At 60.2% G+C, this 16,649-nt stretch carries 9 protein-coding genes; 2 read left to right on the plus strand and 7 right to left on the minus strand.

All coding sequences use genetic code 11. The annotated features are described in order from the left end of the window. Positions 1–38: 38 nt before the first annotated feature. The 7 genes from NB069_RS15725 to NB069_RS15755 all read right to left on the minus strand — a co-directional run bounded on the left by NB069_RS15725 (position 39) and on the right by NB069_RS15755 (position 12,236). Complete coding sequence (locus tag NB069_RS15725) at positions 39–1,388, minus strand: TolC family outer membrane protein (RefSeq protein WP_250585045.1); 1,350 nt, start codon at positions 1,386–1,388, stop codon at positions 39–41. Positions 1,389–1,558: 170 nt separating this feature from the next. Beyond that, positions 1,559–2,908 carry a hypothetical protein gene (locus NB069_RS15730; RefSeq protein ID WP_250585047.1) on the minus strand — a complete coding sequence of 450 codons (1,350 nt, stop codon included), beginning with the start codon at positions 2,906–2,908 and terminating at the stop codon, positions 1,559–1,561. 2 nt (positions 2,909–2,910) lie between these two features. Continuing rightward, positions 2,911–6,771, minus strand: a complete 3,861-nt coding sequence (locus tag NB069_RS15735; RefSeq protein WP_250585049.1) for a hypothetical protein — start codon at positions 6,769–6,771, stop codon at positions 2,911–2,913. Positions 6,772–7,548: 777 nt separating this feature from the next. Next, positions 7,549–7,890 carry a tryptophan synthase subunit beta gene (locus NB069_RS15740; RefSeq protein ID WP_250585051.1) on the minus strand — a complete coding sequence of 114 codons (342 nt, stop codon included), beginning with the start codon at positions 7,888–7,890 and terminating at the stop codon, positions 7,549–7,551. 26 nt (positions 7,891–7,916) lie between these two features. Then, positions 7,917–9,863, minus strand: coding sequence for a cyclic di-GMP receptor LapD (lapD, locus tag NB069_RS15745; RefSeq protein WP_250585053.1), 1,947 nt, complete (start codon positions 9,861–9,863; stop codon positions 7,917–7,919). 9 nt (positions 9,864–9,872) lie between these two features. After that, a complete protein-coding gene (lapG, locus tag NB069_RS15750; RefSeq protein WP_250585055.1) occupies positions 9,873–10,565 on the minus strand; it encodes a cysteine protease LapG in 693 nt (230 codons plus the stop codon). A 9-nt stretch (positions 10,566–10,574) separates the two neighbouring features. Beyond that, the gene (locus NB069_RS15755) at positions 10,575–12,236 is read right to left on the minus strand and encodes a Mur ligase (RefSeq protein ID WP_250585057.1); all 1,662 of its coding nucleotides are present in this window, start codon (positions 12,234–12,236) and stop codon (positions 10,575–10,577) included. A gap of 116 nt (positions 12,237–12,352) precedes the next feature. On the opposite strand from NB069_RS15755, the gene NB069_RS15760 reads away from it, so the two are divergent. Both NB069_RS15760 and NB069_RS15765 read left to right on the plus strand, forming a co-directional pair. Next, positions 12,353–13,252 (plus strand): alpha/beta hydrolase family protein, encoded by a 900-nt coding sequence (locus tag NB069_RS15760; RefSeq protein WP_250585059.1) that lies wholly within the window; start codon positions 12,353–12,355, stop codon positions 13,250–13,252. Positions 13,253–13,256: 4 nt separating this feature from the next. Further along, a complete protein-coding gene (locus tag NB069_RS15765) occupies positions 13,257–16,589 on the plus strand; it encodes a CapA family protein (RefSeq protein ID WP_250585061.1) in 3,333 nt (1,110 codons plus the stop codon). The last annotated feature ends 60 nt before the right edge of the window (positions 16,590–16,649 follow it).

Here is a 16,649-nt window from a genome sequence, read left to right on the forward strand (position 1 = left end):
TTGTGCCAGCAACAACCCCGTCAGCCTTTCAGGGCGTCTTACTTTAATTCAGGCAGTTCTGCCTGGGAAGATTTCGCTTGTTCGAGCGGCTCGGCAGCGGACGGCGGCTGAATATTCAGGTTCTTAAGCAGTTCACCGGTACGGGCGCTGATGCGGTAGGTGGTAAACATGTCGACGAACTGCAGCTCGACGTAGCGGCGCTGGGCGCTGAACACTTCGTTTTCGCTGTCCAGCATATCGAGCAGGGTGCGGTCGCCAAGGCTGAACTGCTCCTGATAGGCGCTACGCACCTGCACGCTGCGATCGGCATACTCTTTGGCGATCGGCACCTGTTGCCCGGCATTTTTCAGGGCGTTCCAGGCCAGACGCAGATCTTCGTTCAGCTGACGCTGGGCGTTGTTTTTAACATCCTGCGCCTCTTTCATTTTGTAGGCATAAGAGGTGAGCGTCGCCTGATCGCTGCCGCCGTTATAGAGGTTGTAGCGCATGCGCAGCATCGCCTGCCACTCCTGGCTGTGGCCGCGGGTACCATCGATGTTGTTATCCATGGTACGCCCGACTTCGACATTCACATCCGGATAAAAACGCGATTTGGCCGCTTCGTACTGCTGGCGGGTGGCTTCCACGTCGGCATCGGCCTGTTTCAGCAGCGGATTGTTTTCCAGCATTACGGCACGCGCGGCGTCGAGCGAAGCGGGCACCGTAATTTTAGCCGGCATCACCAGGGTATCTGGCTCTTTGCCGGTGATGCTCTGGTAGTTGGCGCGGGAGTCTTCGAGGTTGGTTTGCTCGGTCAGCAGATTGTTGCGCGCCTGTGCCAGACGCGCCTGGGCCTGCTCGAAGTCTGCCTGACGGCCGACGCCCTGCTCGGTACGCAGGCGGATCTGATCGAACACGCGCTCGTGGTTTTTGAGGTTATCTTCGGCCAGCGCCACCATCTTCTGGCGCATCAGCACGTCGAGATAGGTCTGAATCGCCTGCAGCGCGGTAGATTCACTGGTATTCAGCACCGTCCAGGCCCGGGAGTTGACCGTGGCTTTCTGGCGGCCCACTTCGCTGGTGGTGGCAAAACCGTTGAACACGTTCTGGCGCAGGTTGATGGCGGATTCGCTGCGGTGCAGATCGCGCAGGTGATCGCCTGCCGCGCGGGTGCTGGCGTTATCGGTTTGCTCCCAACCGGTGCCCGCGGTGAGATCCAGCGTCGGGAGATAGCCGCCTTTGGCAGCGCGGAGATCCTGATCGGCGGAATAACGGCTGTTTACCGAGGCGTTAACTTCCGGATGCCATAGCAGGCTGTCTTTTACGGCCTGCTCCAGGGTAGTGGCCTGGCTGTGAGTGGCGCTGAGCACCAGGGCTGCCCCCATAACGAACTGACTATACTGTTTCATCTTGTTGATTTTCCTTCATATCCCTTGATTTTTGGTCAATATCCACCAGAGAAAGTCCCATTAGACCGAGGGAAAAATGCATCCTGCGATTTTGTGGTCAGACAGGGTCCTTCGTCTGATCTGAATAATGTGTGCCGCGCAGAGCCAGACTGCCCCTGCGCGGCGAGCCGTCAGGCGTGATCTTCCGGTTTGGCGATCAGGCTCTCGAGCATCGCGTCGTTACCGGCGTCATAACCGTCCGTTCCGGCGATCTCGCCGCCTTCAGCAGGAACATGCTCCACCTCCGCCGGTGCATCCGCCGTATCGCTCTGCGGCCCTGCCTGAATCAGCGTGCTGAGATCGTTATGCGCCTCATCATGAATGAGATCGCTGAAGTTCAGCTGCTCCTGCTGATCCGTACTCTGGAGCGTGAGGGCCTCACTTTGCGCATCACCCGCGTGATCGGCCGATGCCGTCGGCGCGCTGGCATTATCCGCCGCTGCGGTGCTGAGCATCAGATTGTCGTCATCGATTAACGATGCGGCATGATCCGCGGTCGTCAGACTGTGGTCAGCGTCATGGTCATCCGCCGTCAGGCTGCTGTTCACCGGCTTGTGATTGTCTTCGTCGCTATCCGAATGATGCTCCTCAACGCTGTGAGCGGCCATCAGCGGGTGATCGTCGACGTTATCATCGGCGTGCTCTTCCCCGCCGTGGGATTCACTGACGAAGGTTCCGCCCTCTTTGCCGTCGACGGTAAAATCGGTTTCATGATGCTCAGAGGCTGTAGAGTCCACTTCCAGGCCGATCTCCCCAAAATCGCTTTTGCCATCCGGCAGCTCAACGCTTACCTGACCATTGAAGTGCGAGGTGTCGTTATCAAAGGTCAGGGTGTAGGTCTTATCCTCAGCGTTGTAACTGACGTCCGCATAGTTGCCGGTAAAGGTCGCGTTTTCCGGGATACCGGTCAGCGTGATGCTGTTCAGGTGGTCGCTGCTGTCCGACGTTTCGAGATTGACGTCCAGGTTTAGCGTTACCGTGTAGCTGACGGTGGTATTGCCGCCAAGCTCCGAGGACGGCCCGTCACCAAACACCACCCCTTCGATGCCGTTGGCATTCTGGAACGGCGATTTCCCGGTCTCGTTATCGGTGACATGCAGGTTGTCTATGTCATTGTTCTTGCCGTTCTGCGGATGTTCGACACCGGTGACGGTGTAGTCAGCCTCATTACCCTGAACAAAGATATAGTCCTTACCCGCCTCGCTTTGCGGTAAGCCCTGGTTGCCGGTGATACCGTTGATCGGCCTGAAGTCATAGCGATCCTCCGGCCAGTCGCCCTGCTGGTAATACCCCCCCGTGTGATCCCCGACCACAAAGATATCGGTATGGGTTTTGTCGCCATTGTTGGCGTTAGCGTTACCCTGGCTGTTGTAGTAGTGGATCTGATCCGGGCTGTCGGCCTTCGGCACGAAGTCGCCAGGGATCTTGCCATCCGGGCTATCCGGGGTCAGCCAGACATGCACGTTACTGCCGATCGCCACAATCACGCCGTTCTGGATGTCGTAACCGTTAGGATCGCCGCTACCGCCGTTAACGTGGATGATCTTGTCATCCGTCGTCTCGGAGGTTTTATCGCCAGGGGTGACGGTAACGGTGAGTTTGACGTCTGAGTCGGCGTCAGCGTCTGCGTCGGCGTCGGCGTCAGAATCGGCATCAGCGTCGGCATCAGCATCAGCATCGGCATCGGCATCAGCGTCAGCGTCAGCGTCTGCATCGGCATCGGCATCGGCATCTGCATCAGAATCGGAATCCGCGTCGGCGTCCGCATCGGCGTCTGCATCAGAATCAGCGTCAGAATCCGCATCGGCATCAGCGTCTGCATCGGCGTCAGAATCCGCATCGGCATCAGCGTCTGCATCGGCGTCAGAATCCGCATCGGCGTCAGAATCTGCATCCGCGTCCGCGTCGGCATCAGCGTCAGCGTCGGCGTCGGCATCGGCGTCAGAGTCTGCATCCGCGTCAGCGTCTGCATCGGCATCCGCGTCGGCATCGGCGTCCGCATCCGCATCGGCATCGGCGTCCGCATCAGCATCAGCATCTGCATCGGCATCTGCATCAGAATCCGAATCGGCATCGGCATCCGCGTCGGCGTCGGCATCTGCATCGGCGTCTGCATCGGCATCAGCGTCGGAATCGGCATCCGCATCGGCATCTGCATCTGCATCAGCGTCAGAATCTGCATCCGCATCAGAATCTGCATCGGCATCCGCGTCAGCATCGGCATCTGCATCGGCGTCTGCGTCTGCGTCTGCGTCTGCGTCTGCATCAGAATCCGCATCGGCGTCTGCATCTGCATCAGCGTCCGCATCTGCATCTGCATCGGCGTCGGCATCGGCATCAGCGTCAGCGTCGGCGTCGGCGTCGGCGTCGGCATCAGAATCAGCGTCGGCATCCGCGTCAGCATCGGCGTCGGCATCAGAATCGGCATCAGAATCGGCGTCCGCATCAGCGTCGGCGTCTGCATCTGCATCAGCGTCGGCATCAGCGTCGGCGTCTGCATCTGCATCAGCGTCGGCATCAGCGTCGGCATCCGCATCAGCATCGGCATCGGCATCGGCATCGGCATCGGCATCGGCATCAGCGTCAGAATCTGCATCCGCGTCAGCGTCTGCATCGGCATCCGAGTCGGCATCCGCATCAGAATCAGCATCTGCATCCGCGTCAGAATCCGCATCGGCGTCTGCATCAGCATCGGCGTCTGCATCAGCATCGGCATCGGCATCGGCGTCAGAATCGGCATCGGCATCGGCATCGGCATCAGAATCGGCGTCAGCGTCTGCGTCTGCATCTGCATCTGCATCTGCATCTGCATCTGCATCAGCGTCAGCGTCTGCATCGGCATCGGCGTCTGCATCCGAGTCGGCATCCGCATCAGCATCAGCGTCGGCATCCGCGTCAGCATCGGCATCCGCATCAGAATCCGAATCGGCATCAGCGTCTGCATCGGCATCCGCATCGGCGTCCGCATCGGCATCGGTATCGGCATCAGAATCCGCATCGGCATCTGCATCTGCATCTGCATCAGCATCGGCATCGGCATCAGCGTCAGCGTCAGCGTCAGCATCAGAATCAGCGTCCGCATCCGCATCCGCATCAGCGTCAGAATCTGCATCTGCATCTGCATCTGCATCTGCATCAGCGTCAGCGTCAGCGTCGGCGTCTGCATCGGCATCTGCATCAGCGTCCGCATCCGCGTCGGAATCGGCATCCGCATCAGCGTCTGCATCTGCATCTGCATCAGCGTCGGCGTCTGCATCAGCATCGGCATCGGCATCTGCATCCGCATCGGCATCGGCATCTGCATCCGCATCGGCATCGGCATCTGCATCGGCATCTGCATCTGCATCTGCGTCAGAATCTGCATCCGCATCAGAATCTGCATCGGCATCCGCGTCAGCATCGGCATCTGCATCTGCATCGGCATCTGCATCGGCGTCTGCGTCTGCGTCTGCATCAGAATCCGCATCAGCATCGGCGTCGGCGTCGGCGTCGGCGTCGGCGTCGGCATCGGCGTCCGCATCAGAATCCGAATCGGCGTCCGCATCTGCATCCGCATCTGCATCCGCATCGGCATCAGCGTCTGCATCCGAGTCGGCATCCGCATCAGCATCGGCATCAGCGTCAGCGTCAGCATCGGCATCAGAATCCGCGTCGGCGTCGGCATCCGCATCCGCATCCGCATCGGCGTCGGCATCGGCGTCTGCATCAGCGTCAGCGTCTGCATCAGCATCAGCATCAGCATCAGAATCCGAATCGGCATCTGCATCTGCATCAGCGTCCGCATCAGAATCCGAATCGGCGTCAGCGTCTGCATCAGAATCTGCATCGGCATCTGCATCTGCATCCGCGTCGGCGTCGGCGTCGGCATCTGCATCCGCATCTGCATCAGCGTCGGCGTCGGCGTCGGCGTCCGCATCAGCGTCGGCATCCGCATCAGCGTCGGCGTCGGCGTCGGCGTCCGCATCAGCGTCGGCATCCGCATCAGCGTCCGCATCAGCGTCGGCATCAGCGTCAGAATCCGCATCGGCATCCGCATCAGCATCAGCGTCTGCATCAGAATCCGAATCGGCATCCGCATCAGCGTCCGCATCAGCGTCGGCGTCGGCATCAGAATCCGCATCGGCATCCGCATCAGCGTCAGCGTCAGCGTCAGCGTCAGCATCAGAATCCGCATCGGCATCGGCATCGGCGTCTGCGTCAGAATCGGCATCGGCGTCTGCATCGGCATCGGCGTCTGCATCGGCATCGGCATCAGCATCGGCATCGGCATCGGCGTCTGCATCAGCATCAGCATCAGCATCAGCATCGGCATCGGCATCGGCGTCTGCGTCTGCGTCAGAATCGGCATCGGCGTCTGCATCAGAATCCGCATCGGCGTCGGAATCGGCATCTGCGTCTGCATCAGCATCCGCGTCAGCGTCAGCGTCAGCGTCGGCGTCGGCATCTGCGTCGGCGTCTGCATCAGAATCCGCATCGGCATCGGCATCGGCATCCGCGTCGGCGTCTGCATCAGCATCGGCGTCAGCATCGGCATCGGCATCGGCATCGGCATCGGCATCGGCATCTGCATCAGCGTCCGCATCAGAATCTGCATCCGCATCAGAATCCGAATCGGCGTCTGCATCCGCATCCGCGTCAGAATCTGCATCTGCGTCGGCATCCGCATCGGCATCCGCATCGGCGTCAGCATCGGCATCAGAATCAGCATCCGCATCCGCATCCGCGTCCGCGTCCGCGTCAGCGTCCGCATCGGCATCAGAATCCGAATCGGCATCAGCGTCAGCATCTGCGTCGGCGTCGGCGTCGGCATCCGCATCGGCATCGGCATCGGCGTCGGAATCAGCATCTGCGTCTGCATCGGCATCGGCGTCAGAATCCGCATCCGCATCCGCATCAGCGTCAGCATCCGCATCGGCATCCGCATCGGCATCCGCATCGGCATCAGAATCCGCATCCGCATCTGCATCCGCATCTGCATCCGCGTCGGCATCCGCATCCGCATCAGCGTCAGCGTCTGCATCCGCATCGGCATCCGCATCAGCGTCAGCATCGGCATCGGCATCGGCATCGGCATCAGAATCTGCATCAGCATCAGCATCAGCATCAGCATCAGCATCAGCATCAGCATCGGCATCAGAATCTGCATCAGCATCAGCATCAGCATCTGCATCTGCATCGGCGTCTGCATCAGAATCAGCGTCGGCGTCGGCGTCCGCATCGGCATCCGAGTCCGCATCGGCATCCGCATCGGCGTCGGCGTCGGCGTCGGCATCAGCATCAGCATCAGAATCTGCGTCAGCATCCGCGTCCGCATCGGCATCAGCGTCAGAATCCACATCCGCATCAGAATCGTCAGTATCGAGCAGCGTTAATTCTTCCGGGGGTTCATCTTCGGGGAAGTCCAGCCCGATGGTGGGGTAGCCCGCAGTAGGGTCAACAATTTCGCCAGTTAGATCGAGCACAACGTGGGTATGTGACCCACCGCCGCTGCCGCCTGGCTCGCCGCCAGTGTTACCGGATTGTGGACCTGCAGCTGTTGCCTCAAGGGTTTGCGTCGGGTCCTGCCCGTCGGCAATCGCTTGCTGGATGGCAGCAATATCTTGCTGCTGGGCCGCCGCGTCGGGCGTGACGACGTGCCCTGAGCTATCCCACTGGCTGTCACGACCCAGATCCAGCTGTTTGCCGTCCGCCAGAGATAAGGTAATTGCGCCAGTCGCGCCTGTCTGGACTTGTTCTCCTTCGAGAACGCGATCCCCTTCGGTCAGCAAACGCTTACTGCCATCAGGGCTGACGGCAAATACTTGTCCGATTACGGCTTTAACGATCCCGGATACGCCACTCATATATTATCTCCCTCAATCTTTTTCCCGCCCTGTTCATCCATTGATCGGGCTCAGAATACGAAAAGAGTAATTAATCTGTATTGTTAATTCGCTGTGCAACTATGGCCAGAATACGCCTTTCTGCCGCTGATTTATTGATTCAGGTACAGGTCAGGGCACTATATTAATAGATGCAATGAATAAACATGAATCGAAAAAGATCGGCACTATCAAAATAGGGAGCCTGGATAATACCCCTCTATTTCGTGCTGATTCATTCCGTCACGTAATAATAACGGCTAAATAAGCCCCTCATCGTCATCCGCAATTAACCCTTCCAGACCACTCAGCGACCGGCGCGCCTGCGCACGGCTGGTGAGTTTGGCCTGCGCGGCTGGCGGCAGATCGGTAATGGTAATTACCCCCTTGCTCATCAGAACCTCGATCAGATCCTCCAGCACACGCACCATTTCCAGGTCGCTTTGCCGCAGCTGATACAGCGTGGCTTCACGGATCTCGCGCTGGCGCAGCCACTCGTCAATCTCAGGCGTACAGGGATCGTGCTGTTCCGTCATTTCGGGAAAAGGTGTCAGTTCCACCCGAATAATTCGTCTTTCCGTATCGCGTTCTACGTAATACATATTCAGCCTCTGTTTAGCCTTTGAGGTTAATTTCCACCCAGCGTACTGGCATCAGCGAAATAGCGCCCCATCGCGCCATATAGCCCCATTTTTTCGAGAGTCGCCAGTTCGCCCGCTGTTTCCACGCGCTCGGCAATTAAAGGAAGATTAATCTGGCGGGCAGCCCAGTAAATTGCCTCAATAAACAGTTTTTTATCGTCCTCACTGTCTATATCGCGAATATAACTGCCATCAACTTTAATCCAGGCCAGACCCCATTGCGGTAAATTGCCGATAAGGTGGAAGCGGCCACCAAAATGCTGGATGCCCAGACGACAACCCAATGCCTTCAGACGACTGACCAGCACATTCACCCGCTCCACGTCGGGTAACTCATTCTCATCCAGCTCCAACGTCAGCCAGTTCGCCAGTTGCGGCGCGCTTTTTAACGGCTGTAACAGGGCATTGAGGCTCTGGTCGTCCGTAACGCTGGCGCCGCTAATGCTGAGCGCCAGCGGGCGCGGCGATTTTGCCAGCTCGCGCAGGGTCTGCTGGAGCATCACAATATCCATGCGACGGCTGAGATCGAGGCGGTGGATCCACGGCATAAAGCGCCCCGCCGGCACCAGCTCGCCCTCCTGAGTTTTGATTCGGGCGAGGATCTTGTGATGCAGCACCACATGCCGGTTATTGCACTCGTAAACCGGCTGGGAGAAGAGTTCAAAGGCTCCGTTGGTCAGTACCGCGTCCAGACGGGTGTACCAGCTGTGATGATCGTCTTCACTTTCAGTTGCCGATGCAGTATCGGGGGTAGTAAAGATGCGCATCTCGGTTTCGGCTCTCGCCAGCGCCTGGTCCGCCTGAGCCAGTACCGCCTGCGGCGTATCGCCAACCTTAAAAGGTACCACCGCGAAGTGCGCCACCGGGGTCACGTCGCTCATGCCCATCTCAGACAACGCTTTCAGCTGCGTACCGAGGGTATTACGCAGATTATCGAGCTCCTGGCCCAGGATTTGCGGGGCGATAATAGCAAACTCCCCGCCGCGCACGCGGGCTAAAAAGCCTTCGTTGTGGAAATTGTTGCGCTGCAGGCCGCTCAGAATATCCGCCACCGCCACCAGCAGCTGGTCGGATTTCGCGCCGCCCAGACGCTGGTTCAGGCCCATCAGATCCTGCACCCGCAGCAGCATAATATGGCCGGCAGCGTTCTCTTCATCGCTCAGGCGAGACTGCAGTTGCATATCAAACGCCCGGCGGTTGCTCAGGCCGGTGAGACTGTCGTAATACGCCTCCTGACGCAGCGCTTCGGTACGCCGGGCCTGTTCGCTGAATAACACCTTCAGCTGCGTCACCATCATGTTGGTGGCATCCACCACCCGGCGCAGCTCGGGCGTTTTCGGCAGTGCCTGAATGTTGAGAAACTCGCGGCGGCAGATGGCCATCGCCTGTCCGGCAATATAGTTAAGCGGACGCAGGGCACGGCTTAACATCAGCGTGGCCGCCAGCACAAACAGCAGGCTGCAGCCGATCAGCCACAGGAAACTGGCGACGATGCTGTCCCACAGGCGGGCCAGGGCAAACATCGGATGGCTGACCACTTCGACCCGGGCGACCTGGGTCCAGCCCCGCATCACAATGGCGTCGCCCTCACCAGGGCTGAGGTTCACTATCCGCACAAACCACTGCGGTACGCGGGTGCTCTGCGGCACGTCGCTGCGCTCGATAATCGGTTTATTGGTTTTAATGTCCACCACGCGAATGCGATAGAAATAACCGCTGTCAAAGATGGAGTTCACCATCAGCTCGGTCATGGTCGGATCGTCGATATGGGTCGTCAGGGTCAGACCCAGCGCCGTCGCCGCATCCTGCGCGTGGGCGCTGAGCTGATTGCGATACTGATCCCGTGAACTTTCCAGGGTAACGAAAAAGTTGCCGCAGAAAATGACGAGCGTAAATAAACAGATGCCTGTCAGTAGCTGTTTATAAAGAGACATGGCCCAATCCTATTCATTAATTACAAATCCTTCTGCACGCATTCGGGTGAGAAGATCCTGCCAGCGGGAGAGCCTTTTGCTGTCACCCACGCGCTTGTTGCCGCCAGATTGCGGCAGCCACAGCCCTTCGCCGTTAAACGCATAAACCGGAAGCAGGTCGGTACGCTGTGTGGCAGGCAAGATGGCGGTTTTCAGATTATCCAGCACCAGCGGGATCGCCGTGGGGGTGGAATACCATGTCACCACCATGTGCGCCTGGTTCAGTTCCAGTGCCTTAACATAGGTAATACGTAACTGGTTCGCCGGCACGCCCAGTTCGCGCAGGGTGAAATACTTCGCCAGCGCAAAGTCCTCGCAATCCCCTGCCCCCTTACGCAAAAATTCAATTGGCGTTGCCCAGTAATCCTGCTGCTTCCAGACGACGATATCATCGCGAAACGCCATGCGGGCGTTAAAAAACTGGTTAACCCTGTTCAGGGTGTCCTGAATCGCCCCCTGAGACGGCTGCTTCAGTAACGCGGCCCACTCATCAATCCGCTGTCGGGCGGCAGGGGTGGCCGGGCCATAGAGCCGTTCGGTACGGGTGCTGATAGCGCTGAAATCCCACCCGGCGCCAAGCCCGGGAGAGATAACCAGCAATACCACCAGCCAGAGCGACAGCCAGCGTCGACAGCTCACGAAACGGGAACGAGAAAGCCGCATGGCGCTGACTTACTTCTCGCCTGACCGGGCAAGCCAGCGCTTACGGTACGCGACATAGCCGGAAAGGTAGTGCTCAACGTCGTCGATCCGCACCCGGTAGCTATGGTGGCGGATAAAAAAGCTGCCGACAACGCGCGGCGGATTTTTGAAGAACATCGCCAGTTCCGGCCAGAAAAAGCCGTTCGCCAGATAGCGGGCGCGGGTCTCCAGCGCCTCGTTGAATACCGCCATATCGAAGCCCGCCAGCAGATGCTTATACGGCGATGACTCAAGCCGCGCGATCATCCGCGATGCCGCCATCATCAGCTCCAGCAGCGTGGGATAGGTGGTGACACGGTTCTTGACGAAGTCGAGATGGTCGCGCACGTTATCCAGCCCAAACTGGTAATAGCGCTCCAGCGGCCGGTAGAGCGTCAGCTCGTTGACGCAGTAGCTGAGCCAGTGATCGTGGGCCTGCCAGTGCTTTTGCGCAATAAAATGATCCATTGCCCGCTCGACCATTTCCAGCCAGCGCGGGGCGTTAGTCAGGCCATAAAGACGCATCAGCGCAAACGCCGCTTCACCGTCGTAATAGATAATGCGGTGCGCCGCCTTCAGGGAGAGATCCCCGGCGTTCAGCACGTGGACAAACCCGCCGGTCTTAAGGTCCTGCATAAAGCCGATCCCGTTCGCCAGCCGGGCCATCTGCGCCAGATACTGATTATCGCCGGTCAGCTCGCTGTATTTCGCCATCGCCAGAATGCACACCGCGTTGCCGCCAAGCTTAATTTCATCCCCGGTATCCACCAGGAAATCGGCGTCACTGCCATCGGGAAGCCGGTAAGTGCGAATAAAGCTGCTGCAAAGATCGTGGAGCGCCCGTTCGATGGCCGCCCGCTCCTCCGGCTGCTGCGTCACCTCCCACCCTTCGAGCAGGGCATAGGTGGAGCTGGCGTGACGCAGGGCGTTATAGGTGGGAATAGCGCGATCGAAGCAGGGGAACCAGCCGTACTGATAGCGTCCGGACGGAGTGACCTGCCGGGCAAGATAGTCGGTGGCGGAGGCGATCATCGGCTCAAGGGCCGTTGCCTGCCAGTCAGGTAGCTGGCGGTAGCCGCTGTTACGCCCGGTCGATTCGATGGGCAACAGCCGCTCACCGTCGCAAAACAGCGCCTGAGTGGTGAAGCGCCAGAGCGTCTGGTCAGGCTGCTCCGGCCATGTCAGCAGCGCGCCGAAGCGGCGGCGGGAAAAATGGGCCAGATTATTGGCATTGGGCGTGGCAACGCCGTGGTCACCGTGGTAAAGCAGCGCGTTGGCGGCAATCTCCTGCTCCAGCATCGCGTAGCGAAACGCCGGATCCATGCTCAGGCCAAAGCGAAAATAGTTACGTTTGGTTTTGGCTAATCGTTCCTGCAGATTATCCCAGCGCAGGGCCTGTACCTTATCGACAAGATCCACCCGCAGCCAGCAAACCTCCGTGCCGCTCTTCAGCTGCCACTGCTGCAGCGCCTGTGCGCCCTGCTGCCAGGCCTGATCGAAAGTGTCGCCACATCCCTGCACAATATGCGCACGGCTCTGGCTGTCGGAAGCACTAAAAAAGATCGCCCAGGCGGGGCAGATCGACGGTTTGGGCGCGACGTCCAGCAACTCCATCGCCGGGCGGGTTTGCGCCAGTAATTGGCTGAGCGGCATTTTTACTCCTGAGAACGCCTGAGGAAACCCTGTCAGAAAAATCCTAACCCGATAATACCATTATGTATGACAAGTTGTGTATTCTGTATATCTATTGTTTCTCCCGGGGCGCTGTTGTGAGTCGATGTTTTGCGGTATGGAGCCTGCTGCTGGCCAGCGTTTTTGCTTACGCTGAGACGCCGCTGCTGTGGAACCAACCGGCCTCCCGACAGCACTGCCCAACCGGTAACGATGCGGTGTGGGTGCGCCCCCCGAGCGGTAACGCCTGCATGCGCTATTTCAGCGCGGGGGACCTCCGGGCCGCCCCACTGGTGGTGGTGGTGCTCAAAGGCGATCGCGTCTCGCAGATTAAGCGCCCACCCGAAACCATCCCCGGCAACACCGCAACTGACCAACGCCGCCAGGCCCGGGCCATCATGCGCCAGACCGGGTTGCCGACAATCATCATCGCCCGCCCCGGCACCTATGGCTCCAGCGGCAACCATTATCACCGTCGCCAGGCAGAAGAGTTCCAGGCGATTAATGCCGCCCTCGATGCCATCAAGGCCCGCTACGGTATCCAGCGCGTTATCCTCAACGGACACAGCGGGGGCGCCACCGCCGCGTCGGCGCTGTTAGCCACCGGTCGCCGGGATATTGACTGCGCGGTGCTTACCTCTGGCGCCTGGGGAATACTGGAGCGGGCGCAGCGCATTCGCCAGCGGCGCGGTGAATCCCCTGCCCCTGGGCTGGACAATACCGGGCTTTCTCACCCCTGGGACCCGCTCGAGCATATCAGTGGGATCGCCGCCGATCCCTTCCGGCTGATCCTGGTGATCGGGAACCCGCAGGATCGCAATACCCCCTTCGATCTGCAGGCGCGCTTTGCCGCTGCGCTGCGTGAGCATGGCCATCGGGTAGCGTTGCTCGAACGCCCCGCCATACCGCCGCAATACCACGATCTGAAGGGTAACGCCGGAATTACCGCCATTGGTCTTTGTCCGCTACGCGGATACGCCGCAAAAAAGCAGGAATAACATCATGAGCCAGACACCGCCCCGCCAGCAACGCGCTGAGACGCCAGCACCGGGATGGACCGCCGCCGACCTCGATAAGCTGCCCGGAAGCGTCTGGCATCATCGTCCGGATGCAGACTGGCATGCCTGCGACATCGCCATTTTTCATGTTAACGCGCAGCCTACCCGCCCCTGCCTGTTTATTGCCATGGATACCGACACCTGGCTGCAGGGCTCCGGCAACACGGGGATTTACGCGGGCTGGCGCGATACCCATCTTTCCCTTTCCCGCCACGCCTCCCGCTACTGTGGGGCGATTGTTCAGCGCAGGCTCGACGGGCTGCCGCCAGACTTCCCCCAGCTGGTGGTCGGTAACAGCTATCAGGCGCTGCAGTGGCTGGCAGAAGAGGCGCGGCGACGGCTGGACGGCAAGCTGGTGGCGATCACCGGTACGGTAGGGAAAACCTCGACCAAAGAGATGCTGGACAGCATTCTTTCACCCCGTATGCCGGTAGTGACAAGTCGCGGCAACCACAATACCCGCACCGGGGCCTCGGTGACGTTGGCCCGGACTGCCCACAACCCGCAGGCGGTGGTAATGGAAGTGGCGATCTCTGCCCTGTGGATGCGCAACGGCGGGATCGGCCCGCGCATCAAGCCGCATATCGTCATCATTACCGAAATCGGCATCACCCAGGTGGGGAAGAACGTGACCTCTCTTGATGACGTGGCGCGCTTTAAAGCACGCATCAGCCACGGCCTGATCCCCGGCGGCTACGCCGTTTTAAACCGCGATATGGCCGGGTATGACACCGTGGCAGCAGGCGTTACCCGCGACGGGGCCCGCATCATCAGCTACGGTTTTCACCCCGGTGCAGACGTGCGCATTACGGCCTTTACCCCGGACGGCAACGGCAGCCTGATGACCCTCTCCCTGCGCCAGCACAGCCTGCGCTACCGGCTGGCCGTGCCCGGTAAGGGCGCTGCGCTTAACTCGGTGGCCTCGCTTATCGCCGCAGACCTGCTCGGCGTGAGCCTGCCGGAGATCATCGCCAGCCTTGAAGCCTGGCACAGCGACGGTCAGCACATGGGCATTACCCACCTGCCGCTGCCGGACGGCGGAGCCGTTACCCTGATTGACGACAGCTACAACGCCGAATACCTCTCCATGCTCAACGCCTTCGAGGTGGCCGCGCAGCACCGCCGGGAAAGCGGGGGCCGGTTGATAGCCCTGCTGGGGCGAATCATTAACCTTGGCGACCAGTCCGACGCGATCCACCGCTCGCTGGCGGAGCCGTTACTGGCGGCAGGCTGCGGGAAGGCCTTTTTGCACGGTGATGAGATGGCGGCCCTGCACAATGTCCTGCCACAGAACGTTCGCGGCGGTCACTTTTGCACTGTCGAAGCGCTGGTGGATGCCGCAGCACCGACGCTGCGCGACGGCGATATCGTGCTGGTTAAAGGGAGCGTGCGAAATTCTGACTTCAACCGGTTAACCGGCCTTCTGAAGACCCGTCTCGCTGCGCCGCCTGCCCTGCCAGAAGGAGAGACCGCCCGTCTGCTGGTGAATCTCACCACCGGCGAAACGCGGGTTTCCAGGCTGAGTGACAGCACCTTTGCACCAACCTATCTCAGCCAGCTGCTGCTGACCACCTGCGTGGCGGAGCGGCTACTGATGAAAGAGCTGCCCCTTGAAACGCCTGTTGAGATGCACGCCATTGCCGCCCACGTCCTGAAGGGCAATCCGGCGCTCGGCCTGCCGCAGGGCAGCACGGTGCCCCTGAAGTCGCTGTTGCAGGGGATGCTGATGCATAACGCCTGCGACGCGGCCATTCATCTCGCGGAAAAGCTGGCAGGCAGCAGCGCCGGGGCACTGAAGCAGCTCCGCAAGCTAATGAGCGAACAGGGGATGGCGGATACACACATTAATAACGTCTCCGGCCGCCCCCGTCCCGGCCAGCGCACCACGCTCAGGGATGTGGCGAAGCTGCTGTACCATTTCAGTCTGCGCTATCCGCACCTGCTGTCGTGGTTTGCTGAGCCCGAAGCGGTCATCGGCAAGCACCTGTACCGTAAAACCGCCAACCTGCACAGCAACGGCAGCGCCTGGGGGCAATTCAGTGCCGGACGCTGGGGTCTGGCGCTGCAATGGGTCGCAGGGGATCTCTGGCTGGCCTGCGCCGCCGGGGCGGATGACGCCTTCCATCTCGACTATCTGCTGGATGAACTGCTCTCCCGGGTGGAGGGTACACAACCCGCTCCGGCCCCCGTCGAACGGCAGCTCCAGAAGCCGGCAGCGACAATCACCCTGCTGGGGGATACCTACTTTGGGGAGTGGTACACCCGCAAGCGTCAGAGGCGCGGGATCGACGATGCCCTGCAACGCTACGGATACGATCACAGCTTTGCGGACATTGCTCCGCTGCTGCGCGGCAGCGACTTTACCCTTGCCAACTTTGAGGCGGCCCTTGCCACCGACCTGCGCGCCTGCCCTGAAGGGCGAAAACCATTCTGCCTGACCGGCGATCCGCAGGCCTCGGTTGCGGCTCTGCGCAAACAGGGCATCGACGCGGTGGCGCTTGGCAACAATCACGCCATGGACGCCGGACTGCCGGGTCTGCACAGCACGCTGGCGGCGTTTAGCGACGGCGGCATCGCCTGCATTGGGGCCGGGTTTAATGCGCAGCAGGCACAGGCTCCGCTGGTCCTGACGGTGGGCGCCAGGCAGTACAAGATTTTCAGCGCCTACTGGTACCGACGCTACATGGAGCAGGAGTGCGCCTTTTATGCCCGGCCGCGCCGGGCGGGCGTCGCCTGCCTGAGCGGCGGGCTGACTGAACAGCTGCGTCAGGAAAAAGCCAGCGCCAATCCCGCCACCACCATCGTTCTCGCCCACTGGGGGCTCGACTACCGCTGGACGACGGCGGGACAGCGGGCGCTGGCGCAGCGTCTGAGCGAGGCCGGAGCCGACCTGATTATCGGTTCCGGGCCGCATATGCCCGGTGAAGCGGCCCATCACGGCACAAGCCTGGTGCTCTACAGCATCGGCAACGGAGTGTTTAACAGCAACGGTGAATATCGGGAGCGCGGCATGCCGCCGTATGGTTTTATCGTCCGCCTGCTGCTCGGCGAGCAGGTGCCGCAGATCCAGCTCCTGCCGATCCTCACCGACAATAAAAAGACCTTCTGGCAGCCCCGCCCGGTTAACGAGGCTGAATTCGCCGATCTGATTGCGCATCTGACCGCCCAGGGCATGCCCATTAGCCGGGAAGAGGCGCCCGGCGCGGGCTGGCGAGCCCTGTACGAAGGGGGGGAATACAGGCTGATCATGACGCTGGAGACCTTCGCAGGAGGGTAAGCACATTTTTAAGCGATACAACTACCTGAATTAAAATTCCCGATTACAGTTAGAAGATGT

Origin of the sequence: Leclercia adecarboxylata (assembly GCF_023639785.1) — a bacterium.
GTDB classification, from domain to species: domain Bacteria; phylum Pseudomonadota; class Gammaproteobacteria; order Enterobacterales; family Enterobacteriaceae; genus Enterobacter; species Enterobacter adecarboxylatus_D.